The 22,435-nt window shown below is 69.2% G+C and carries 20 protein-coding genes; 9 read left to right on the forward strand and 11 right to left on the reverse strand.

Features of this window, described 5'->3' with window-relative positions; genetic code table 11:
- Positions 1-134: 134 nt before the first annotated feature.
- Positions 135-1,910, reverse strand: a complete 1,776-nt coding sequence (locus tag V9G19_RS13830) for an acetyl/propionyl/methylcrotonyl-CoA carboxylase subunit alpha (protein ID WP_462285984.1) — start codon at positions 1,908-1,910, stop codon at positions 135-137.
- Positions 1,911-2,001: 91 nt separating this feature from the next.
- Here V9G19_RS13830 and V9G19_RS13835 point away from each other — a divergent pair, with 91 nt between their 5' ends.
- Positions 2,002-2,835, forward strand: a complete 834-nt coding sequence (locus tag V9G19_RS13835) for an aldo/keto reductase (RefSeq protein ID WP_462285985.1) — start codon at positions 2,002-2,004, stop codon at positions 2,833-2,835.
- Positions 2,836-2,844: 9 nt separating this feature from the next.
- Here the strand turns inward: V9G19_RS13835 and V9G19_RS13840 are convergent, their stop codons facing one another.
- Complete coding sequence (locus tag V9G19_RS13840) at positions 2,845-3,732, reverse strand: homocysteine S-methyltransferase family protein (RefSeq protein WP_462285986.1); 888 nt, start codon at positions 3,730-3,732, stop codon at positions 2,845-2,847.
- 23 nt (positions 3,733-3,755) lie between these two features.
- Between V9G19_RS13840 and V9G19_RS13845 the strand changes: the two genes are divergently transcribed.
- Positions 3,756-4,220 (forward strand): hypothetical protein, encoded by a 465-nt coding sequence (locus V9G19_RS13845; RefSeq protein ID WP_462285987.1) that lies wholly within the window; start codon positions 3,756-3,758, stop codon positions 4,218-4,220.
- Here the strand turns inward: V9G19_RS13845 and V9G19_RS13850 are convergent.
- The 7 genes from V9G19_RS13850 to V9G19_RS13880 form a co-directional block, all read right to left on the reverse strand.
- The gene (locus V9G19_RS13850; protein WP_462285988.1) at positions 4,206-5,738 is read right to left on the reverse strand and encodes a VWA domain-containing protein; all 1,533 of its coding nucleotides are present in this window, start codon (positions 5,736-5,738) and stop codon (positions 4,206-4,208) included. The genes V9G19_RS13845 and V9G19_RS13850 overlap by 15 nt on opposite strands.
- Positions 5,739-5,767: 29 nt before the next feature.
- A complete protein-coding gene (locus V9G19_RS13855; protein ID WP_462285989.1) occupies positions 5,768-6,637 on the reverse strand; it encodes an AAA family ATPase in 870 nt (289 codons plus the stop codon).
- Positions 6,638-6,794: 157 nt separating this feature from the next.
- The gene (locus V9G19_RS13860; protein WP_462285990.1) at positions 6,795-8,189 is read right to left on the reverse strand and encodes a glucose-6-phosphate dehydrogenase; all 1,395 of its coding nucleotides are present in this window, start codon (positions 8,187-8,189) and stop codon (positions 6,795-6,797) included.
- A gap of 197 nt (positions 8,190-8,386) precedes the next feature.
- Complete coding sequence (locus V9G19_RS13865) at positions 8,387-9,214, reverse strand: universal stress protein (protein WP_462285991.1); 828 nt, start codon at positions 9,212-9,214, stop codon at positions 8,387-8,389.
- Positions 9,136-9,522: an FAD-dependent oxidoreductase gene (locus V9G19_RS13870; RefSeq protein ID WP_462285992.1), complete on the reverse strand. Its 387-nt coding sequence runs from the start codon at positions 9,520-9,522 to the stop codon at positions 9,136-9,138. Before V9G19_RS13870 ends, V9G19_RS13865 begins: the two co-directional genes overlap by 79 nt.
- 128 nt (positions 9,523-9,650) lie before the next feature.
- Entirely contained in the window at positions 9,651-9,854 is a 204-nt protein-coding gene (locus tag V9G19_RS13875; protein WP_462285993.1) for a PucR family transcriptional regulator, read from the reverse strand.
- A complete protein-coding gene (locus V9G19_RS13880) occupies positions 9,811-10,638 on the reverse strand; it encodes a hypothetical protein (protein WP_462285994.1) in 828 nt (275 codons plus the stop codon). Before V9G19_RS13880 ends, V9G19_RS13875 begins: the two co-directional genes overlap by 44 nt.
- Positions 10,639-10,673: 35 nt before the next feature.
- On the opposite strand from V9G19_RS13880, the gene V9G19_RS13885 reads away from it, so the two are divergent.
- The gene (locus tag V9G19_RS13885; protein ID WP_462285995.1) at positions 10,674-12,083 is read left to right on the forward strand and encodes a mycothione reductase; all 1,410 of its coding nucleotides are present in this window, start codon (positions 10,674-10,676) and stop codon (positions 12,081-12,083) included.
- A 5-nt stretch (positions 12,084-12,088) separates the two neighbouring features.
- On the opposite strand, the gene V9G19_RS13890 is transcribed toward V9G19_RS13885, so the two are convergent.
- Complete coding sequence (locus V9G19_RS13890; RefSeq protein ID WP_462285996.1) at positions 12,089-12,487, reverse strand: MerR family transcriptional regulator; 399 nt, start codon at positions 12,485-12,487, stop codon at positions 12,089-12,091.
- 59 nt (positions 12,488-12,546) lie between these two features.
- Between V9G19_RS13890 and V9G19_RS13895 the strand changes: the two genes are divergently transcribed.
- From V9G19_RS13895 to V9G19_RS13920, 6 genes are all read left to right on the forward strand, one after another.
- On the forward strand, positions 12,547-13,734 hold the full coding sequence (locus V9G19_RS13895) for an acyl-CoA dehydrogenase family protein (RefSeq protein WP_462285997.1): 1,188 nt from the start codon (positions 12,547-12,549) through the stop codon (positions 13,732-13,734).
- 5 nt (positions 13,735-13,739) lie between these two features.
- Positions 13,740-15,332, forward strand: coding sequence for an acyl-CoA carboxylase subunit beta (locus tag V9G19_RS13900; protein WP_462285998.1), 1,593 nt, complete (start codon positions 13,740-13,742; stop codon positions 15,330-15,332).
- 109 nt (positions 15,333-15,441) lie between these two features.
- Complete coding sequence (locus tag V9G19_RS13905; RefSeq protein ID WP_462285999.1) at positions 15,442-17,118, forward strand: NAD(P)-binding protein; 1,677 nt, start codon at positions 15,442-15,444, stop codon at positions 17,116-17,118.
- 4 nt (positions 17,119-17,122) lie between these two features.
- A complete protein-coding gene (gene nifJ, locus V9G19_RS13910) occupies positions 17,123-20,695 on the forward strand; it encodes a pyruvate:ferredoxin (flavodoxin) oxidoreductase (RefSeq protein ID WP_462286000.1) in 3,573 nt (1,190 codons plus the stop codon).
- A gap of 2 nt (positions 20,696-20,697) precedes the next feature.
- A complete protein-coding gene (locus tag V9G19_RS13915; protein WP_462286001.1) occupies positions 20,698-21,009 on the forward strand; it encodes a hypothetical protein in 312 nt (103 codons plus the stop codon).
- Entirely contained in the window at positions 20,973-21,716 is a 744-nt protein-coding gene (locus V9G19_RS13920) for a dihydroorotate dehydrogenase-like protein (RefSeq protein WP_462286245.1), read from the forward strand. Before V9G19_RS13915 ends, V9G19_RS13920 begins: the two co-directional genes overlap by 37 nt.
- Before the next feature lie 62 nt (positions 21,717-21,778).
- On the opposite strand, the gene V9G19_RS13925 is transcribed toward V9G19_RS13920, so the two are convergent.
- Positions 21,779-22,411 (reverse strand): Maf family protein, encoded by a 633-nt coding sequence (locus V9G19_RS13925; RefSeq protein ID WP_462286002.1) that lies wholly within the window; start codon positions 22,409-22,411, stop codon positions 21,779-21,781.
- Between the last annotated feature and the right edge of the window lie 24 nt (positions 22,412-22,435).

The following is a 22,435-nucleotide window of genomic DNA, read 5'->3' on the forward strand; positions in this document are numbered from 1 at the left end:
GCAAATACCACCGAGGTCTGTGTTTCTTGCCGAGGTCGTACTCCGCGAAGTACGACCTCGGCAAGAAACGCAGACCTCAGCGACTTTGTTGAGCTCCGGCGAGTGTCCGGGCGCCAGGCGCCAGGCGTCAGGCGTCAGGCGTCGGTGATCTCGGCCAGGACCTGGCCGTTGGTGACCGTGGCGCCGACCTGGGCGCTCAGGCTGGTGATCGTGCCGGCCTTGTGCGCGTTGATCGGCTGCTCCATCTTCATGGCCTCCAGGACGAGCACGAGTTCGCCGGCGGCGACCTGCTGGCCCTCCTCGACGGCGATCTTGACGATCGTGCCCTGCATGGGCGCGGTCAGCGAGTCGCCCGAAGCGGCCGCGCCGCCCTTGGCGCCGGCCGAGCGGCGGGGCGCCTTCTTCTTGGCGCCACCACCGGCGCCGCCACCACCGAGGGACAGGCCGCCCGGCAAGGAGACCTCGAGGCGCTTGCCGCCGACCTCGACGACGATGTTCTGCCGCTCCTCGGCTTCATCCGCCTCCCCGGTGGGACCGGCATACGGGGCAATGTCGTTATCGAACTCGGTCTCGATCCACCGGGTGTGGACCTTGAAGCTCTCATCGGGGTTCGCAGGCGCGAAGTCGGGGTTGGCGACGACCTTGCGGTGGAAGGGGACGACGGTCGGCATGCCCTCGATCACCAGCTCGTCGAGCGCCCGGCGGGAGCGCTCGATCGCCTCCTGCCGGGTGCGGCCGGTCACGACCAGCTTGGCGATCATCGAGTCGAACGCTCCGGCGATCGTGTCGCCCTCGACGATGCCGGCGTCCCACCGGACGCCGGGGCCTTCGGGCACGTTCATCTTGGTGACCGTGCCTGGCTGCGGCAGGAAGTTCAAGCCGGCGTCCTCGCCGTTGATCCGGAACTCGATCGAGTGCGCGTGCGGCTCGGGGTCGGTGAACGAGAGCGCCTCGCCGTTGGCGATCTTGAACTGCTCGCGGACCAGGTCGATGCCGGTGACCTCCTCGGTGACCGGGTGCTCGACCTGCAGGCGGGTGTTGACCTCGAGGAAGGAGATATCGCCCTGTGGGCCGACGAGGAACTCGCAGGTGCCGGCGCCGACATACCCGGCCCCCGTGAGGATGGCCTTGGACGCGCGCAGCAACTCGGTGTGCTGCTCCTCGGTGAGGTAGGGCGCGGGCGCCTCCTCGACGAGCTTCTGGTTGCGCCGCTGCAACGAGCAGTCCCGGGTGGAGACCACGACGACGTTGCCGTGCTGGTCGGCCAGGCACTGGGTCTCGACGTGACGCGGCCGGTCGAGGAAGCGCTCGACAAAACACTCGCCCCGGCCGAACGCGGTCACGGCCTCACGGACCGCGCTTTCATACAGGTGCGGGATCTCCTCCATCTCGCGGGCGACCTTCAGGCCCCGCCCACCGCCACCGTATGCCGCTTTGATCGCCACCGGCAGCCCGTGCTCCTTCGCGAACGCGACGACCTCGTCGGGACCCTCCACCGGATCCGGTGTCCCGGGCACGAGCGGCGCGTCGGCGTCCAGCGCGATGTGCCGCGCCTTGACCTTGTCGCCCAGGCTGTCGATGGCCTCGGGGCCAGGACCGATCCAAATCAGGCCGGCGTCGATGACCTTCTGCGCAAAGGGGCCGTTCTCGGCGAGGAAGCCGTATCCGGGGTGCACCGCGTCGGCCCCGGCCTGGTGGGCGATCTCGATGAGCTTGTCCTGCAGCAAGTAGGAGTCGGCAGGCGTCGAGCCGCCGAGGGCGTATGCCTCGTCGGCGACCTTGACGTGCAGGGCGTCCCGGTCGGGCTCGGCATACACGGCGACCGATCCGATGCCGCTGTCCTTGCAAGCGCGGGCGATCCGGACGGCGATCTCGCCACGGTTGGCGATGAGGACTTTGCTGATGGCCATATCGCCGAGCCTAGTGGGTATGCCGCGGGCTCCCGGAGCCCGTGTGACCTCGCGCACCCGTCGCGGCCGGGGGGCGACCTAGGGTGGCGGTATGACGGTCCCCACGCTCGCCTTGTCCACCGGCTCCGGCTCGATCGAGATCCCGCAGCTCGGCTTCGGCTCGTGGCAGGTCCCCGACGAGGAGGCGTATGCCGCGGTGGCCGAGGCGCTGCGGGTCGGCTACCGGCATGTCGACACCGCCCAGCTTTACGAGAACGAGGGTGGCGTCGGCCGGGCGATCGCCGAATCCGGTGTGCCGCACACGGACCTGTTCGTCACGACCAAGGTCTGGCCGACCGATTACACCCGCGCCGAGACGCTGGTGGCGTTCGACGCGAGCCTGCGCCGGCTCGGGCTGGAGACTCTCGACCTCTATCTGCTGCACTGGCCCGCCCCGAGGCGGAATCAATTTGTCGAGGCGTGGACGACACTGCTCGAGTTGCGCGACAGCGGGCGCATCCGGGCCGTCGGTGTCAGCAACTTCACGCCCGAACTCACCCGCCTGCACGACGCGACCGGCGAGTGGCCGGCGATCAACCAGGTCGAGCTGCACCCCTACCTGCAGCAACGGGAGCTGCGCGACTTTCACGCGGCGAACGGCATCCTGACCGAGGCGTGGAGTCCGTTGGCCTCCGGCAAGCGGGTGCTGGCGGATCCGGTCATCGCCGACATCGCCGCGCAGCACGGCGTCTCGTCGGCGCAGGCGATCATCGCCTGGCACCTGGCGATCGGCAATGTCGTGATCCCGAAATCGGTGACGCCGAGCCGGATCACGGAGAACTTCGACGTCCTCGGAGTTGCGCTGGACGACGACGACCTCGCGGCGATCGAGGGGCTGGACCAGGGCTTCCGCACCGGCCCGGACCCGACGCAGTTCAACGGGTAGCGGGTCGCCTCAGCGCAGTCGGGCGGCTACTTCGCGGATATGGTCCGGCGAGGAGCCGCAGCAGGCGCCGATGACGTCGACGCCGAGGTCGCGCAAGTGCCGGGCGTGCTCACCCATCGCCACAGGGTCGACCGTGTAGTCGAAGGAGTCGCCGTTCAGTTGCGGCAACCCGGCATTGGACTGGGCCACGATCAGAAGCCGGTCGTGGCCGGCCCGGGCGGCGACCAGCTCCCCGGCGATCTGGATCATCTCCTCCGGGCCACGCCCGCAGTTGGCGCCGATCGCGTCCACGCCCTCGGCCGCGAGGGCCGTGACCGCGGCGGACGGTGCGAGCCCCATCATCGTGCGCAGGTTGGTGTCGAAGCTGAAGGTGGCGATGATCGGCAGGTCGGGGGCGACCTCGTGGGCGGCGGCGATGGCGGCCGTGGCCTCGCCCAGATCGCTCATCGTCTCGATCAGCACGAGATCGATCCCGCCGTCGACCAGGCCGCGCAGCTGCTCGGCGAAGTGAGCCTGGGCCTGCTCGGGGGTGAGCGTGCCCAGCGGCTCCAGTAGCTCGCCGGTGGGCCCGAGGTCGCCGGCCACCAGGGCATCGTGCCGGTCGGCGACGCGGCGGGCGATCGCGGCCCCGGCGCGGTTGAGCTCGTGCACCCGCTCAGCCAGGCCGTCCATGGCCAGGCGGGGCGCGGTGCCGCCGAAGGTGTTCGTGGTCAGGATCGTGGCGCCGGCGGCGGCATACTCCTCGTGGAGGGCCTTGATCGCATTGGGATTGTCCACGTTCCAGCGCTCGGCGACCTCACCGGCCGGCAGGCCACGGTCTTGGAGCAGCCAGCCGTAGCCGCCGTCGACGATGGCGGGCCGGCCGGCGAGCAGGGCGGTGAGGCGGTTCTCGGTCACGCAGCGCACCCTATGCTGCCTCGGTGACCGACTACCGCATCCGGACCCTGGAGCTGGTGGTCGGCGTCGGGGAGATCCCGTGGGCGAGTCCGGGCGAGTTTCCCGTGGTCGACTTCCTGCTCGACGGCCGCGACCTGCGCGACTGGCTCGACCCGATCGAGCGCGCCGAGCGGGGCGAGACGGGCGGCTACCTCGGCCACCGAGCCAGTTCCGACATCCGCGGTCTTCTCGAAGGAACCTGGTCGGGAGACGGCGCGGGGACGGAGGACTATGGCGGCCGGGTGGCGCTGCTGGGCTGCACCTGCGGGGACATCGGCTGCGGCCCGCTGTGCGTGCGGATCGAGCGCGAGCCCGGGTGGGTGCTCTGGCGGGACATCGTCCGCTTCCGTGGCCCGTTCTTCGACTACGGCGACATCACCTTTCGCTTCGCGCAGAGCACGTATGCCGCTGCCATCGACCGCTTCGAGGCCGCCTCACACGGGCAGTAGCCGGGCGACGAAATGCCGCAGTTGGCCGAGGCTGCGGCACTCGTGCATGTCGACGATCTCGGCGTAGCGGTGGGCGACCGAGTCGCCGGAATCCCATTGGCGGGACGGCTCGGGGTTGAGCCAGATGACGGCCTTGGCGCGTTCGTTGATGGCGTGCAACGCGTCCAGGCCGGGGTCGGTGTGGTTGGTGCGGGCATCGCCGAGGATGAGCACGACCGTGCGGTGCCCGACCGCGTCGAGATGGTGCTCGGCGAAGTCCACGAGCGCGGTGCCGTAGTCACTGTTCTTGTGCCACTTGGTCATTCGCGCGACATCGTCGAAGGCGCGGCTGAGGTCGGCGCCCGGGGCGGCCCGGGTGACGACCTCGGTCAGCTCGTCGACGACGTTGACGAAGCCAAAGATCCGCACCCGCCGGAAGGCGCCCGCCAGGGCCTGGACGAGCATGATCGTGAACCGGGAGAAGCCCGCGACCGAGCTGGACATGTCGCACAACAGCACGAGGTCGACCCGTGATCGGGTATGCCGCTGGAAGGCCGGCCGCATCGGCACCCCGCCGGTGGCCATCGAGCGGCGCAGCGTGCGCCGGATGTCGATCGGCGCGCCCCGGCCGAGACGACGCCGGGCCGCGAGCCGGGTGGCGAGTTTGCGCGCGAGCGGGCCGATCGCGCGGCGTAGCTCGGCGAGTTCCTCCGGGCCGGCGAGCACGAAGCTGGTCTGCTCGGCGGGGGAGCGCACGGCATACCGGGCGATGCGCTCGGTGCCGCGGATCTCCGCGTTGCGGCGGCGGGTCTCGGCCTCGACGCGCCGCCGGAAGGCGGCGACCTCCGCGCGCAGTTCGTCCCGGGAAAAGCCCGCCGCCATGCCGGAGCCGGCACCCGCCGAGCCGGCGCCGCGATTGGGGCCTGCTTGTTGGGCAAGGGATTCGGCGAGCGCGATCGCGGTCTGCGGGTTGAGCGCGTCCAGGGCCTGGGCAGCCGAGAAGCTGCCGAGCGTGGCCTGGTTGGGCAGCTGCCCGAGGGTTGCGACGACCTCGGCGGCGAGGGCCCGCACGGTGGCGTCGTCGCCGCTGGCGAGCGCCGCGGCCAGGCGCTCGCGCAGGTCGGCGGCCGCCTCTCGCCGGCTCGCGGCGTCGACGGGGGCGACGGGGATGGTGCGGCCCGGGTTGCCCGCGTCCCCCGGCCCTGCCGTGCTGTCGCTAGCCGCGTTGCTGAGGGCGGCGCGCTGGCCGACGGCGGCGGGGAAATAGACGTCGAAGAGGTCGTCGAAGACCTGACGGTGCCCGCTGCGCCGCAACAGGGTTGCCGCCATCGCCTCCCGGAGCCGTTCGCGGTCCTCGAAACCGAGGATCGTGCTCGCTTGGCCGGCGTCGATGAGTTCGGTGGTGCCCACATTCAGTCCGTGGCCGCGCAGCGACTCACCGAAGGCGACCAGCCGCGGGCTGAGCGCCGAGGGGTCTCCCGCGGGTCGTGCAGGCGCAGGAACGCCCGGCGGCGGCGGGGGAGCGGGTGGGAGCGGCATACGGGCGGCGGCGGTTGTTGGGCCGAGGGTTAAAGGTCGAGCGCGTGCCGGGCGCGGACGATGTCGTCCTGATGCTTCAAGAGCACGCCGAGGTTGTCGCGGACGTGCTCCGGGGTCATGTCGTCGGCGCCCAGCGCGACTAGGGTGCGGCCCCAGTCGACGGTCTCGGCTACCGAGGGGGACTTGCGCAGTTTCAGCATCCGAAGCCGATTAGCCAGGCGGACAACGGATTCCGCGAGCGCGGAAGTCATCTCGGGCACCTGGAGTTCGACGATGCGCTGCTCCAGCTCGGGGTCGGGATAGTCGATGTGCAGGAAGAGGCAGCGCCGGCGAAGGGCTTCGGATAGCTCGCGGGTGGCGTTGGAGGTGAGCACGACGACGGGAGCGCGCTCGGCGTGGATCGTGCCGAGCTCGGGGACGGTGACCTGGAAGTCGCCGAGGATCTCCAGCAACAGGCCTTCGATCTCCTGGTCGGCCTTGTCGAGTTCGTCGACGAGCAGCACGGTCTCGCCGCGCGCCTGGATGGCCTTGAGCAGTGGTCGGGGCAGGAGGAATTCGTCGGTGAAGATGTCGCTGCGCAGCTCGTCCCAGCTGTGCCCCTGCTCGGCAGTGATCCGCAGCAGTTGCTTGGCGTGATTCCACTCATAGAGCGCCCGGGCCTCATCCACGCCCTCGTAACACTGCAGCCGGATCAGCTCGCCGCCGATGGCCCGCGCCACCGCCTTGGCCAGCTCGGTCTTGCCGACGCCGGCCGGACCTTCGACGAGCAGCGGCTTGCCGAGCCGGTCGGCGAGGAAGACCGTCGTGGCGATGGCGTCGGAGGGGATGTAGTCGGCCGCGGCGAGGCGGGCGGCCACATCGTCGACCGAGTCGAAGCGGGGTGTCACGGGAGCGTGCACCCGGTCAGTCTGGCATCCCCACCGTCCCCGACTACCGCTGAGGTCTGTACTTCTCGCTGAGGTCGTACGCGCGGAAGGACGACCTCAGCTGAAAGTACAGACCTCAGCCCCGGGATTTGGGGTCGGCGGGATCGGGGGCGGGGCGAGGCCGGGGCGTTCAGGCGCCGGGCCAGCCCTTGGGACCGCCGGAGCCGGCGGCATACGTTTGCATGGGGACCTTGCCGGCGGACCAAGCCTTCAGGACCGGCTCGACGATCCGCCAGCATTGTTCGGCGCCGTCGCCGCGGACGGTGAGCAGTTGGGAGCCGTCGAGGATCTGGCCGAGCACCTCGCCATAGGGCTGCATCCGTGGGGGTGCGAGGACGGCCTCGAGCGTCTTCTGCTCCAAGTCGAGCGGGTCGCCCTCGGCGTTCATCGTCAGCGTCAACGCGACCGCGCCCGGTTTGAGGCCGATGACCAGATGGTCGGCGCCCGAAGCTCCGGCGAAGCCGTTGGGCAGGTGGGCGACGTCCCGGAAGGTGACGATGACTTGTTTGCGCGGCACCCCGAGCGCCTTGCCGCTGCGCAACACAAAAGGCACGCCGGCCCAACGGTTGTTGGCGATTTCGACGGTCAGCTCGGCGAGGGTTTCGGTCATCCGGCTGGCGTCGACGCCGGGCTCCTTGATGTAGTCGGGCACGCGCCGGGTGCCGATCCGGCCGGCCGTGTAGCGCGCACGCCGCGAGGAGGCCACCGGATCATCGCCCCAGATCCGCATCGCGCGCAGGACCTGTCCCTTTTGATCCTGCACTTCCTGGGCATCCAAGGTGGCGATCGATTCGACGGCAAAGAGGGCGAGCACTTGGATCAGGTGGCTTTGAATCATGTCCCGCAACGCGCCGGCCCCGTCGTAATACCCGGCCCGGCCCTCGAGGGCAAGGTCCTCGTCATAGACGATCTCGACCTTCTCGATGTGCTCGGTGTTCCACACCGGCTGGAAGAGGCGGTTGGCGAAGCGCAGACCGATGAGGTTGAGCACGGTATTGACGCCGAGGAAGTGGTCGATGCGATAGATGTCCCGCTCCGGGACGACCCGCGCGAGCAGCCGGTTGAACCGCTGTGCCGCCGCGAGGTCGGTCCCGAACGGCTTCTCCAGCGCCAGCCGGGTCGTGTCCGGCAACTCGATGCGGCGCAGCAACTCACAGCATTTCATCGTGACCGCCGGCGGCAACGCGAAGAAGATGACCAGCGGCCCGTCGCCGCAGGCGGTGATCAGGCTCTGCAGGCTCGCCGCGTCGAGGATGTCGGCCTTGATGTATGCCGTATCCCGCGTTACCTTGCGGGTGATCGCCTTAGGCGTCTCGTATTTCGCGAACGAGTCCTCGACCCGCTCGAGCCACTGCTGCGCCGTCAGGTCGACCCGGTCGGACCCGACGACCCGCACCGTCCGCTCGCGCTCGGCCATCAACAGCGTCGACAGGCCTGGCAGGAGTAGCCGATGGGTCAGGTCACCTCCGGCACCGAGGATAAGCAGGGTTGTCGTCGGCTTGGCCGCCTTCGTGGTTGTCGCCATGGACGTGAGGATGCCAGGTCCGGCGGCCCGTGGCGGGCTGCGACTCCCGCTGATTGCGAAGCCGGCCGGGCTCACGAGCCGTGACCCGGGCTCGACGCTGTGCCCCGGGGCCAACGGCAGCCGAGTCGCTGACCAGGCCCGCCAAGTCGAGAGCTCTCGACCCCGCCGGGCCGAGCCACCTCGCCGAGGTCTTCGAATCAGGGTGCTTTGACGACCAGAACCGGAATCATCGACTCCAGCAACACCTTTTGCACCGTCGAGCCGAGGATGAGCTTGCCGATCGGCCGCCGCCGCCGCGATCCCATCACCAGCAGCGAGGCGTCGAGTTCGTCGGCAAGATCGAGGATAGCTTCGGCCGGGTCGGTGCCCTCGGGGGTGGAATGGACGTCCCACTCCAGGGTGGCATAGCCGGCGAGGGCCCGGCCGAGCTCCTCGCGCAGCGTGGGGTCGTCGTGGGGCTGGTCGACTCCGCCGGTGATGCGCAGCACGGCCAGGGGTTCCCCGCGCAACAAGGCTTCGTCGGCTGCTGCCCGCAGCGCGGCGGTCGTGGCCAAGACGGCAGCCCGCGCCTCGATCTCGTGGTCGACGCCGTGCTGGGTGTAGCGCACGACGACGGAGCTGGGTCGGTGCACGATCTCCTGCACCGCCGCACCGAGCTGCACCCGGTCCCCGAGGGCCACCGAGATCCCCTCGGTCAACGTCGCGGGGCCACCGACGATATTGCGATTCAAGCCCTTTCCAGCGAAGAGCACCAACGCGAAATACCCGACGCCGCAGCCCGCGGAGATCTCGTCCATGTCCCCGGCCGAGCGGGTGACGACGGTCTCGAACAGCTTGGCGGCATCCGGGGGGAGCTGTCCGATGAGATCGGCGAAGGTGCGCTCGTCCTCGAAGTCGTAGACGTATTGCTGCCGGTTGGCCGGAGAGTCGTGCTCGTGCCGGCGGGTCAGCAGGTTGTAGCGCAAGGCGCTGAGACCGAGCTTCGCCCCGGCGGTGAAGATGCCCGCCCGGTCCCGGTTCGACATCGGGATCCGGAACGGATAGCTCGCGATGTGACCCGGGTCAGGAGCACCCCGTTCATCCCCATGCCCTTCAGCGAGCCGGGAACGGTGACCGCGTTGATCCCGACCTCGGTGAACAGGGCGTCGCTGGCGCTTCCGGCGCCGGCGAAGACGTGCCCGCCCCAGTTCATCCAATAGGTCCCGCGGCGCTCGGACTTGATCCGGCCGCCGACCCGGGGACCGGCCTCCAACACGGCGATATCCCAGTGCCGCAGCCGCCACGCGGCCGCAAGTCCGGCGATTCCGCCTCCGACGACGACGACATCCTTCATGACCGACCCCTCGAGTGTGGTGACTACCTCGCTGTGTTATTCATGGTGTCGGGCAGGGGTATCCGGCCGCCTCCGACCATCCGGGGAAAGACCGACGCCGCTTTGCGACGATTGTTCAATCGGCCCGGTCAGAGGGCCTCGACCAGCCGCCGCAGCTTCAGCCCCTGATGCAGGCACAGCCGCTGGGTGCCGTCGCGCAGATCGGCGCCGGCGATCTCCTCGATCCGGCCGAGCCGGTAATACAGGGTGGAACGGTGCAGGTGCAGCGCCTGGGCGGTCCGGGCGGCGTCACCGCCGCAGTCGAGATAGGCGCTCAGGGTCTCGATGAGCACGTCGGCGACCGGCGACGACGCGATGATCGGCCGCGAGCAGCCGCGAGACGAGCTGGTCGGCAACGTCGCGGGCCACGCGGGTGGCGCGGCCGAAGAGCAGCACGACCGCCTCGCCGGAGCGGATCCAGCTCGGGCTGACCTCGCGGAAGCGGTCGCGGGTGGTCAGCTCCACGGCGGAGTGCAGGTCGGTCTGCACGGCATGGGCCGCATTCGGCTCGATCACCCGGACCAGCACGGCGCACGCCGGATCGGTCGCGATCAGCAGCCGGTCGTCCCGAGCCTGCTGCGCCGCCCGCACCTGCGTCCGCGGATCGGGTGAAACAAACTTGCGCACAAGGACTTCCGCGCGCCGCTGGGCATCCTCGTGCAACGCCAGCCGCCGATACATCACCTGCCCAATCTGGACCGTGGCCGCCACGGCCTCCTCGATCTGGGCGTCGGTGACGTCCTCGTCGATGAGGAAGAGGTGGCCGAAGAGGATGTCGTGATCGCGGATCGGGCAGCAGACCCGCGCCTTGAACTGCATTTCGGGGTTCTCCGGAATCCGTCCGGGCTCGGTCCACGAATAGATGCCGTGACCCTTGAAATGCGCCATCACCCGCGGGTCCGAGTAGCGGTGGACGATCGCCCAGACCCGCAGCTCGTCCTCTTCGCCGAAATGCCCGTTCGCCGCGACCAACCGGCCCTGCGCATCGTCGATGGCGACCGAACGCTGCAGCGAGCCGGCCAGCCGGTCGACGATCTGCTGCAGGTCGTCCAGCGCGGCGCTGTTCGAGTGGGCCATGGTCCATCCTCCCGCTATTGCTCTAAGTTCGTCGGATGAGCGCGAGCGGCGACGAGCATTACGACATCCTCGTCCTCGGGGCGGGGTCGGGCCGGATGGTGCTGGACGAGGCTGTGGTGAGCGGGCGGCATACGGCGATCGTCGACCCCGGCCCCTATGGCGGGACCTGCCTCAACCGGGGCTGCATCCCGACCAAGATGTTCCTCCACGTGGCCGGCGCCGCCCACGGCGTGCCCGACCTGGCCCGGCTCGGAGTCGATGCCCACGTCGATGAGGTGCGCTGGGCCGACATCCGCGACCGGGTCTTCGGGCGAATCGATCCGTTTGCTGCCGCCGGCCCCGAGGGCGCGCAGGGCGCCGGCATTGATGCGTATGCCGCTCCGGCCCGGTTCACCGGGCCGCGTCGCGTCGTGATCGGCTCGGGTGACGACCGTGTGGTCGCCACCGCGGATCAGGTCGTCATCGCGACCGGCGCGCATCCGCTTGTCCCCGAGGTGGTTTCGCGCAGCGGGGTTCCGTTCCACACCTCCGACACCGTCATGCGGCTGGACAAATTGCCGCGACGAATGCTCATTCTCGGCGGGGGAGTTGTGGGAGTCGAGATGGCCACCCTGTTTGGCGGTCTCGGCGTCGAGATCACGCTCGTGTCCCGCGGGCCGTCGTTGATCCGCGGGATCGGGCCGGACATCGGGCGCCGGTTCACCGACCTGATGGGTCGGCGCTGGGCCCTCCACCTCGGCTGCGAGCTGACCGCTCTGCACCAGGAGGAGGACGGCATCCATGCCCGCTGCGGGGACGGCACTGTCCTGCTCGCCGACGTGGTCCTGGTTGCGACCGGACGCTGGCCGACGACCGCCGACCTCGGCCTGGAAAGCGCGGGCGTCGACGTCGATCCGGGCACCGGCCGGGTGCTCGTGGACGAATTCGGGCGCACCTCCGCCGAGGGAGTGTGGGCACTCGGCGACGTTTCGTCCGGGCGGCAGCTGAAGCACCTGGCCAACGATCAGGCTCGCACGGTGCGGCACAACCTGCTCCACCCGGACGCATTGGTTCCGTTGCGCACCAAGGCGATTCCGTCGGCGGTCTTCTCCGATCCGCAGCTGGCGCGTGTTGGCGACACGCTCGAGGAGGCGATCGCCGCAGGAACGGACGCGGTGGCGTTCACCCAGCGGCTGAGCGACACGGCAAACGGCTGGGCGTTGGAGGACACCACCTCGGTGTGTACGGTCGTCGCCGAGCGCGACACCGGCCGGGTGCTCGGTGCCCAACTGATGGCCCCGCAGGCCTCCTCGCTCATCCAGCCGCTGATCGACGCCGTCGCGCAGGGCAGGAGTGCCCGCGAGGCGGCGACGACCCAGATGTGGATCCATCCGGCGGCGATGGAGCTGGTCGAGAACGCCCTGCTCGGCGCGGCGGGCGCCGCGGCGACTCGACCGCAGGGGTAGCCGGATCAGGCCCGATCGAGCTTGTTCAGGTCGGCTCGGCAGCGCGATTCAAAGGTGCCCAGCTCGGCCAGGGCGTCGTCGATATCGCGGCGGCGCTGCTCGAGGTCGGCGCGGCGATCGTCGATCTGGCCGAGGACATACTCCAGCTGGCTGCGCTTGCCGCGCGGGGCGTCATACAGGTCCACGATCGTGCGGATCTCTTCGAGGGGGAAGCCGAGGCGCTTGCCGCGCAGGATGAGGTTGAGCCGGGTGCGGTCGCGCCGGTGATAGATCCGGGCGGTGCCGCGCCGCTCGGGGGTGATCAGCCCGAGCTCCTCGTAGTGGCGCACGGTCCGGTGGGTGACGCCGAACTCGTCGGCGATCTGTGCGATCGACCACGTCGGCCCGCTGCCCGTCGCTGCCATGGCATCCAGTATGCTTTACGTTGACGTAAACGGAAAGCTGGCGGGCGAGAGGTATCGAGATGTTCGAGCTGGACAAGCACCACGAGGATTTCCGCGCCACCGTGCGCGACTTCGCCGAGCGCGAGGTCGCGCCGCACGTCGCGCAGTGGGACCGCGACGAGCACTTCCCGGTCGACCTGGTGCCCAAGATGGGCGACCTGGGGCTCTTCGGCCTGGTCGTTCCCGAGGAATACGGCGGCCACCTGCACGACGACTCGGGCCCGTTCACCGCGCTGTGCGTCGCGATCGAAGAACTCGGCCGGGTCGACCAGTCGATCGGCATCACGCTGTCGGCCGGGGTCGGGCTGGGCATCAACCCAATCCTGACCTATGGCAACGAGGAGCAGAAGCAGCGCTGGCTGCCCGACCTGGTGGCCGGCAAGGCGATGGCCGGCTTCGGCCTGACCGAGCCCGAGGCCGGCTCCGACGCCGGCAGCACCCGCACCCGGGCCACGCGTGAGGGCGATGAGTGGGTGATCAACGGCGCCAAGGCATTCATCACCAACAGCGGCACGCCGATCACTTCGGTCAACACCGTCACCGCGCGCACCGGCACCAACCCGGACGGCTCGGCGCAGATCAGCGCAATCATGGTCCCCAATGGCACCCCCGGCTTCACCGTCGAACCGGCCTATCACAAGCTCGGCTGGCACATCTCCGACACCCACGGGTTGACGTTCGAGAACTGCCGGGTGCCGGCGGAGAACCTGCTCGGCAAGGAGGGGGAGGGCTTCAAACAGTTCCTCAAGACCCTCGACGACGGCCGGATCGCGATCTCGGCGCTCGCCCTTGGGCTGTCGCGCGCCTGCCTGGAGCAGGCCACCGACTACGCCAAGACCCGGATGGCGTTCGGCAAGCCGATCGGCGTCAACCAGGGCGTCTCCTTCCACCTCGCCGACCTGGCGACGATGGTCGAGGCCTCGCGCGTGCTGACCTACAAGGCCGCCTGGCTCAAGGACGAGCACGACCAAGGCCGGCGCAGCGTCAAGGAGGTCAAGCAGGCCGCCGCGATCTGCAAGCTCTATGCGACCGAGGCGGCCGTGACCGCTACCCGGATCGCCACCCAGATCTTCGGCGGCAACGGCTTCATGGAGGAGTTCCCTGTGGCGCGCTTCTATCGGGACGCCAAGATCCTCGAGGTCGGCGAGGGCACCTCCGAGGTGCAAAAGATGGTCATCGCCCGTCACCTCGGTCTTCCGCAAGGATGAGCCGTATGCCGAATGCCTCCACCCCCTTTGCCACCGGCGCCGACTCGGGAACCGATGCCAAGGTGACCGACGTGCGCGAGCGGCTCGCCGCGGCGTACACCGCCTCGGAGAAGGCCCCCGAGCCCGCTGCGGCCAAGCTCGCCCAGCAGAACAAGATGTATGTGCGCGACCGGATCGCGCTGCTGCTCGACGAGGGCAGCTTCATCGAGGACGGCCGCTACGCCAACGCCCTGGCCAAGGGACTGCCGGCCGACGGCGTCGTCACCGGGCGCGGACGGGTCGAGGACCGGCCGGTCATCGTCATCGCGAACGACCCGACGGTCAAGGCCGGCTCGTGGGGCTCGCGGACGGTCGAGAAGATCGTCCGCGCCACGGAAATGTCGCTGCGCGAAGAACTTCCGGTCTTCTGGTTCATCGACAGCGCTGGCGCCCGGATCACCGACCAGGTCGAGATGTTCCCCGGACGCCGCGGCGCGGGGCACATCTTCCACAACCAGGTGGCGCTCTCGGGCAAAGTCCCGCAGATCTGCTGCCTGTTCGGACCGTCGGCCGCGGGGGGTGCCTACATCCCGAGCTTCTGCGACATCGTGATCATGGTCGAGGGCAACGCGTCGATGTATCTCGGGAGCCCCCGGATGGCCGAAATGGTTGTGGGGGAGAAGGTTACGCTCGAGGAGATGGGCGGCGCGCGGATGCACTGCACGGTCTCCGGTGTCGGTGACCTGCTCGCCCACGACGATGCCGAGGCGATCGAGCTGGCCCGGCACTATTTCTCCTACGTCCCGCAGAACTGGCAGACCCCGGCGCCGAGCTATCACGCCGAGGAGCCGTCACAGCCGTTGACGCCGCATACGATCCCGGAGCGGGAGAGCCAGCCGTTCGATGTCCACGAGGTCATCGACGGGCTGGTCGACGAGGAGAGCTTCTTCGAGATCAAGCCCCTCTTCGCCGCCGAGCTCGTCGTCGGCTTCGGCCGCCTGAACGGCGAGAGCGTCGGCATCCTCGCCAACAACTCGATGGTCAAGGGCGGGGTGCTGTTCACCGACAGTGCCGACAAGGCAGCCCGGTTCATCTGGCTGTGCGACGCGTTCTCGATCCCGATCATCTATCTCGCCGACGTGCCCGGTTTCATGATCGGCTCCGAGGTCGAGCGCGGCGGCATCATCCGGCACGGCGCCAAGATGGTCTCGGCCGTTTCGTCGGCGACGGTGCCGCAGTTCTGCGTCGTCATCCGCAAGGCCTATGGTGCCGGTCTGTATGCCATGGGCGGGCCCGGCTTCATGCCCGACGCGACGATCGCCTTGCCCACGGCGCGGATCGCGGTCATGGGACCGGAGGCTGCAGTGAATGCGGTCTTCGCCAACAAGATCGCCGAGGTCGAGGCCGCCGAGGGCGCCGCTGCACGGGATGCCTATGTCGCCGAGCGCCGGCGCGAATACGAGGAAGACGTCGACATCGAGCGGCTGGCCGCCGACCTGGTCCTCGATCAGGTCATCGAGGCCGACCAGCTGCGCGCCGAACTCATCGCCCGGCTCGCCTTCGCCTCCCACCGCGACCGCCACTTCGCGACCAAGCGCCGAGACGTGCCTCCAGTTTAGGGGCGTGCCACCGTCTCAGCACCGAGACGCCGGACAAGAGTCGGCACTAGAGTCGCTCCCGAGGGACGGTGTCGGTGCTGATCCGGCGCACAAGCCTAAGGAGGCCGTGGTGACTGAGCGGGAACACGATGATCTGACTCCGCTATCGGCGTTGGGCAGCGGGCGCAAACGCTCCGGCCCGGTGCGCGAGCAGCGACCGGTCTATGTCGACCAGCTGCCGCCGTGCAACGCCGGCTGCCCAGCCGGGGAGAACATCCAGGCCTGGCTCGCGCTGGCCAAAGCGGGCGACACCCACGGCGCCTGGCTGCAGCTGACCGCCGACAATCCGTTCCCCGCCATCCACGGCCGGGTGTGCTACCACCCTTGTGAGACAGCCTGCAACCGGGTCCTCATGGACGGCGCCGTCTCGATTCACGCGGTCGAGCGGCACCTCGGCGACACCGCGATCGAGCAGGACTGGCAGTTCGCCGGATCGGCCTACCCGAGCGGCAAGCGCGTCCTGATCGTCGGCGCCGGCCCAAGCGGGCTGTCCGCGGCATACCACTTGACCCGCCTCGGTCACCAGGTGACGATTCGCGACAACAGCGAGCTGCCCGGCGGGATGATGCGCTACGGCATCCCGTCCTACCGGCTGCCACGCGACGTCATCGACGCCGAGATCGGTCGGTTGGAACGCTACGGGGTGACGTTTGAGCAGAACCACACGGTCCACGATCTGCAGGCCGAGCTTGCCGAGGGCTTCGACGCCGCGTTCGTCGCGGTCGGGGCCCACCTGTCCAAACGGGTCGACATCCCCAATGGCGACGCCGGCCGCGTGCTCGACGCCGTCTCCTTCCTGCGAGGGGTCGAGGAAGGCGAGCGGACCGAACTGAGCGGACGGATCGCCGTCTATGGCGGCGGCAATACCGCGATGGACGCGGCCCGGGTTGCGCGCCGGCTCGGCGCGGACGACACGATCATCGTTTATCGCCGGACCCGCGAGCAGATGCCCGCGCACGAGGAAGAGGCCGAGGACGCCGAGCAAGAGGGCATCCGGATCAACTGGCTGCGCACGATCTCCTCGATGGGCGCCGACGACCTGACCGTCGAGATCCAGGAGCTGGACGAGAACGGCCGCCCGCGGGGCACCGGCCGCTATGAGACCCTCGAGGCGGACACCGTCATTCTGGCGCTTGGCCAGGAGAGCGACACCGGCTTCCTGCGCGGCATACCCGATGTCGAGTTCGACGGCGATGTCGTCCAGGTCAACCCGGTCACGTTGATGACCGGCTCGCCGGGCATCTTCGCCGGCGGCGACGCCGTTCCCAGCGAGCGCACGGTCACCGTCGGCGTCGGGCACGGCAAGAAGGCCGCCAAGGCCATCGACGCCTACCTCGGCGGCGGCGCCTTCTCGCCCGGCAAGAAGCATCCGGTGGCCACCTTCGACAAGCTGCACCTGTGGTATTTCGGTGATCACGGCCGCCGGCAGCAGACCGAGCTCGACCCGTCGGCGCGGGCCAAGGTGTTTACCGAGGTCGTCGCCGGGCTCACCGCGCAGGAGGCGACCTATGAGGCCGGCCGCTGCCTGTCCTGCGGCAACTGTTTCGAATGCGACGGCTGCCTCGGCTCCTGCCCGGATGACGCGATCGTCAAGCTCGGCCGCGGGCACCGCTACCGCTTCGACTACGAGAAATGCACCGGCTGCGGCACCTGCTTTAGGCAATGCCCGGTCCATGCGATCGAGATGATCGGCGAGCACGACCGGCTGCCGAGCAATGTCTTCCTCGCGCCCGGACAGGAGGCATAAAGCCATGCCCACCCGCACCACAATCGACGGCAACGAGGCCACCGTCCACGTCGCCCACCGCCTCAGCGAGCTGTGCGCGATCTATCCGATCACGCCCAGCTCCACGATGGCCGAACTCGCCGACGACTGGTCGGCCAAGGGCCGGACCAACATCTGGGGGACGGTGCCGACCGTCATCGAGATGCAGAGCGAGGGCGGCGCCGCCGGCGCCCTGCACGGGGCGCTGCAGGGCGGGGCGATGAGCACGACGTTCACCGCCTCCCAGGGGCTGCTGCTGATGATCCCCAATATGTACAAGATCGCCGGCGAACTCACGTCTGCGGTCCTGCACGTCGCGGCGAGATCCCTTGCCGCGCAAGGATTGTCGATCTTCGGTGACCACCAGGACGTGATGGCCGTCCGGCAGACCGGCTTCGCGCTGCTCTCCTCCGGCTCGGTCCAGGAAGCGCACGACCTGGCGCTGGTCGCCCACGCCGCGACGTTGCGCACCCGGGTTCCGTTCGTGCATTTCTTCGACGGCTTCCGGACCTCTCACGAGCTCAACACGCTTGACCTGCTCGACGACGACGTGTTGCGGGCGATGGTGCCGGAGAGCCTCGTCCACGAGCACCGCATGCGCTCGCTGTCGCCGGAGCGGCCGTTCGTCCGCGGCACGGCGCAGAACCCCGACGTCTACTTCCAGGCGCGCGAGACGGTCAACCCGTTCTATGCCAAGGTCCCTAGCGTCGTCCAGGAGATGTTGGACGAGCTGGCCGGTCATGTCGGGCGCCACTATCACCTCGTCGACTACGCCGGCGCGCCCGACGCCGAGCGGGTCATCGTGATCATGGGCTCCGGCGGCGAGACCGTCGAGGAGACCGCGGCGCTGCTCAACACCACCGGCGAGCGGGTCGGCGTGTTGCGGGTGCGCCTGTATCGGCCCTTCCCCGCCGAGGCGCTCGTCGCCGCGCTGCCGGCCAGCGCCAAGGTCGTCGGTGTCCTCGACCGCACCAAGGAGCCCGGCAGCGGCGGGGAACCGCTCTATCTCGACGTCGTCAACGCGCTCAGCACCGCATACGCCGATGGCCAACTGGAGTCAATGCCCCGCATCGTCGGTGGCCGGTATGGGCTGTCCAGCAAGGAGTTCACCCCGGCCATGGTGGCTGGGGTCTATGCCGCGCTCGGGCAGGACAAGCCGCCGACCGGGTTCACCGTCGGGATCAACGACGATGTGTCCGGCACCTCGATCGACTACGACCCGGACTTCCACATCGAGGGTGACAAGACGCTGCGAGCGGTCTTCTTCGGGCTCGGCTCTGACGGCACCGTCGGCGCCAACAAGAACACGATCAAGATCCTCGGCGAGGACCCGAACCGGTTCGCCCAGGCCTACTTCGTCTATGACTCCAAGAAGTCCGGTGGCACCACGGTCTCGCACCTGCGCTTCGGGCCGGACCCGATCAAGGCGCCCTATCTCGTCGGCCAGGCCGGGTTCGTCGGCTGCCACCAGTTCACGCTGCTGGACAAGCTCGATGTCGTCGGCCTCGCCCGCCCCGGCGGCACCTTGCTGATCAACGCGCCGATGCCGGCCGAGGAAGTCTGGGACTCCCTCTCCCGGCACGTGCAAGAGCAGATCGTCGCCAAGGGCCTGCGGGTCTTCACGATCGACGCCGGCACGGTCGCCCGGGAGGCGGGCCTGCCCGGGCGCACCAACACCGTGCTGCAGACCTGTTTCTTCGCGATCTCCGGCGTCATGTCCCGCGAGGAGGCAATCGAAGAGATCAAGAAGTACATCCGCAAGTCCTACGGCCGCCGCGGCCAAGAGGTCGTGCGGCGCAACGAGGCCGCGGTCGACGGCTCCCTGGTGCACTTGCACGAGATCGAGGTGCCGCAGGCGGCAACCTCCGAGCGCGCGCCGCGTGCGCTGGTTCCCGACGACGCGCCCGAGTTCGTCAAGACCGTGACCGTGGCGATGATGGCCGGGCGCGGCGACGACCTCCCGGTCAGCGCGATGCCGGTGGACGGGACCTTCCCCAGCGGCACCACGGCATACGAGAAACGGCGCATCTCGGAGTTCGTAGCGCAATGGGATTCCGCCGGCTGCATCCAGTGCGGCAACTGCGCGTTCGTGTGCCCGCACAGCGTGATCCGCTCCAAGTTCTATGACGGCGCCGCGCTGGGGGATGCCCCCGAGGGCTTCGAGTCCGCCCCGCTGAACGCGGCCGGTCTGCCGGAGGCGCGCTACACCCTGCAGGTCTACACCGAGGACTGCACCGGCTGCGGTCTGTGCGTCGAGGCCTGCCCGGTCCACCCGGTTCCCGGCTCGCAACGCAAGGCGATCAACCTGACCGACGACGAAGCGGTGATGGAGCGCGGCGTCGACAATGTGCCGTTCTTCGAGTCGATCCCGGCCAACGAACGGGCCCGGGTCGACTTCGGGACGGTGCGTGGTGCCCAGTTCCTGCAGCCGCTCTTCGAGTTCTCCGGCGCCTGCTCGGGCTGCGGCGAGACGCCCTATGTCAAGCTGCTCAGCCAGCTCTTCGGGGACCGGCTGACCGTCGCCAACGCCACCGGCTGCTCCTCGATCTATGGCGGCAACCTGCCGACGACCCCGTGGACCCGCAATGCCGAGGGCCGCGGTCCGGCCTGGTCCAACAGCCTCTTCGAGGACAACGCCGAGTTCGGGCTCGGCCTGCAACTCGCCGCCGACCTGCACGCCCGGCTGGCCCGCGAGCGCCTCGAGGCGCTGCGCGAGCAGGTGGGTGGGGAGCTGGTCGATGAGATCCTGGGCGCATCCCAGATCCGCGAGTCGGAGTTCGCGGCCCAGCGGGACCGGATCGATGAGCTCATGCGCCGCCTGGAGGGCGTCGAGGGCCGGGTTGCCGAGGACCTGCGCAGCGTCGCCGATCACCTGATCCGGCGCAGCGTGTGGATCGTCGGCGGCGACGGCTGGGCCTATGACATCGGCTCCGGCGGGCTGGACCACGTCCTGGCCAGCGGGCGCAATGTCAACATCCTGGTGATGGACACCGAGGTCTACTCCAACACCGGCGGCCAGTCGTCCAAGGCGACCCCGCTGGCGGCGGTCGCGAAGTTCGCGGCGGCGGGCAAATCGGTGGCCAAGAAGGACCTGGCGCTGCAGGCGACGGCATACGGAAGCGTCTATGTCGCCCGGGTGGCCTTCGGCGCCGACCCGCAGCAGACGCTGCGCGCCTTCCGGGAGGCCGAGGCGCACGACGGCACCTCGATCATCATCGCCTACAGCCATTGCATCGCGCATGGCATCGAGATGAGCAAGGGGTTGGAGCAGCAGAAGCGGGCGGTCAACTCCGGGCACTGGCCGTTGATGCGGTATGACCCGACGGTGCGTGACCGCGGCGAGAACCCGTTCTTCCTCGACTCCCCGCGCCCGACGATGCCGCTCTCGGACTACATCTACAAGGAGCTGCGCTACCGGATGCTCAAGGCCTCGGCTCCCGAGGAGGCCGACCGCCTGCTCGAACTGGCCCAGAACGCCGTCGACCAGCGCTGGGCCGTCTATGAAGAGATGGCCACGCGCCCGGCGAGCCAGTTCATCCCGGACTCCAGGAGGAAGTAGCCATGGACCTCTCGACGAGCTATCTCGGGCTGTCGTTGCGTAGCCCCTTGCTCGCCTCGGCCTCGCCGCTGTCCCAAACGGTCGACGGGGTGCGCGAACTCGCCGACGCCGGGGTCGGCGCGGTGGTGCTCTATTCGCTGTTCGAGGAGCAGATTCGCCGCCAGGAGATCGCCGACTTCGAGGTCATCGCCGAGCACGAGGACACCTTCGGCGAGGCGACGTCCTACTTCCCAGACATCGACGTTCAGGAGGGGGAGCGACGCCCTACCTGCGGCACCTGGAAAGTTGCGTTGCCGCCGTTGACATTCCCGTGATCGGCAGCCTCAACGGCGCCAGCCTGAGCGGGTGGGCCGAGACGGCCCGACGGATGCAGGAAACGGGTGCGGCGGCGCTCGAGGTCAATCCGTATGCCGTGCCGGGCGACCTCGGTGTCCCCGGCTCGGCGATCGAGGAGCGGCACGTCGAGATCGTGCATGCGGTCAAGGACGCGGTTTCGATCCCGGTGGCAATGAAGCTCAGCCCGTTTTTCAGCGCGACCGGAACCGTCTGCCACATGTTGGATGCGGCCGGAATCGACGGGCTCGTGCTGTTCAACCGGTTCCTGCAGCCCGACATCGACATCGAGACGATGCTGGTGCGTCCGGCGGTGACCTTGTCGGCGCCCTACGAGGCCGGCCTGGCCCGCACCTGGATCGCCATCCTGCGCGGCCACGTGCGGGCGTCGCTGGCCGCGACAACGGGCGTGGAGACCGGGGCCGACGTCGCGAAATACCTGCTCGCCGGCGCCGACGTCGTGATGACCGCCTCGGCCCTGTTGCGACACGGACGCAGCTATGCCGCCACCCTGCTCGCCGACCTGTCGGCGTGGATGGAGCGCAAGGACTTCGCCACCATCGATGACTTCCGCGGCTTGCTGGCAATCGGCACGGATGTGCATGCCGGCGACTTCGAGCGCGCCGGCTATGTCGCGGCCCTCAGCCACGCCAAGGAGACCTACGGCGACTTCCTCGTCCGCGCCTAATCTAACGCCACGAAGTTCTTCGCCACCCACGCAGAGCGTGGGCCCCGGCTCACCGCAGGCCCCTAATGCGCTGACGTGCGCAGGTCGCGCCAGTGCAGGCCGAGCTCGGCGAGCAGGGCGCGCAGCAGCGGCAGGGACAGGCCGACGACCGTGGTGTGGTCGCCCTCGATGCGCTCGACGAAAGGCCCGCCGAGGCCATCGATCGTGAACGCCCCGGCAACCCGCAGCGGCTCACCGGTCGCGACATACGCGGCAATCTCCGCATCATCGATGTCGGCGAAATGCACGATCGTCGACGCGGTCGCGCCGATCAGCCCGGCGCTGCCGCCGAGGCGGTTGTCGATCAACCAATGGCCGGTATGCAGCACGCCCCGGTTCCCGCGCATCCGCTGCCACCGGGCAATCGCCGTCGCGGCGTCGGCGGGCTTGCCGTGCACCTCGCCGTCGAGTTCGAGCATCGAGTCGCAGCCCAGCACCAGGGCGTCGGCGGCGTTTGCGGCGACATCCTCGGCCTTGGCCCGGGCCAGCGCGAGCACCTCGTCGGCCGGTTCCAGCTCGCTGACGCTCTCCCGCAGCGTCGACAGCACCGCGTCCTCATCGACGCCGCTGGCCTGGACGCTCGCCTCGATCCCCGCCCGGCGCAGCAGCTCCCGGCGCCCGGGCGAGGCGGAGGCCAAGATCAGGTGCGGCGGCATACGGGCAAATCTAGATCTAGAACC

This window comes from Nostocoides sp. (assembly GCF_037045025.1).
Taxonomy (GTDB): Bacteria; Actinomycetota; Actinomycetes; order Actinomycetales; family Dermatophilaceae; genus Nostocoides_A.

Coding starts and splice junctions, on each gene's coding strand:
- V9G19_RS13830 (WP_462285984.1), bottom strand. CDS start 1,910: ATGGCCATCAGCAAAGTCCTCATCGCCAACCGTGGCGAGATCGCCGTC.
- V9G19_RS13835 (WP_462285985.1), top strand. CDS start 2,002: ATGACGGTCCCCACGCTCGCCTTGTCCACCGGCTCCGGCTCGATCGAG.
- V9G19_RS13850 (WP_462285988.1), bottom strand. CDS start 5,738: ATGCCGCTCCCACCCGCTCCCCCGCCGCCGCCGGGCGTTCCTGCGCCT.
- V9G19_RS13860 (WP_462285990.1), bottom strand. CDS start 8,189: ATGGCGACAACCACGAAGGCGGCCAAGCCGACGACAACCCTGCTTATC.
- V9G19_RS13865 (WP_462285991.1), bottom strand. CDS start 9,214: ATGTCGAACCGGGACCGGGCGGGCATCTTCACCGCCGGGGCGAAGCTC.
- V9G19_RS13870 (WP_462285992.1), bottom strand. CDS start 9,522: ATGAAGGATGTCGTCGTCGTCGGAGGCGGAATCGCCGGACTTGCGGCC.
- V9G19_RS13880 (WP_462285994.1), bottom strand. CDS start 10,638: ATGGCCCACTCGAACAGCGCCGCGCTGGACGACCTGCAGCAGATCGTC.
- V9G19_RS13885 (WP_462285995.1), top strand. CDS start 10,674: ATGAGCGCGAGCGGCGACGAGCATTACGACATCCTCGTCCTCGGGGCG.
- V9G19_RS13890 (WP_462285996.1), bottom strand. CDS start 12,487: ATGGCAGCGACGGGCAGCGGGCCGACGTGGTCGATCGCACAGATCGCC.
- V9G19_RS13895 (WP_462285997.1), top strand. CDS start 12,547: ATGTTCGAGCTGGACAAGCACCACGAGGATTTCCGCGCCACCGTGCGC.
- V9G19_RS13900 (WP_462285998.1), top strand. CDS start 13,740: ATGCCGAATGCCTCCACCCCCTTTGCCACCGGCGCCGACTCGGGAACC.
- nifJ (WP_462286000.1), top strand. CDS start 17,123: ATGCCCACCCGCACCACAATCGACGGCAACGAGGCCACCGTCCACGTC.
- V9G19_RS13915 (WP_462286001.1), top strand. CDS start 20,698: ATGGACCTCTCGACGAGCTATCTCGGGCTGTCGTTGCGTAGCCCCTTG.
- V9G19_RS13925 (WP_462286002.1), bottom strand. CDS start 22,411: ATGCCGCCGCACCTGATCTTGGCCTCCGCCTCGCCCGGGCGCCGGGAG.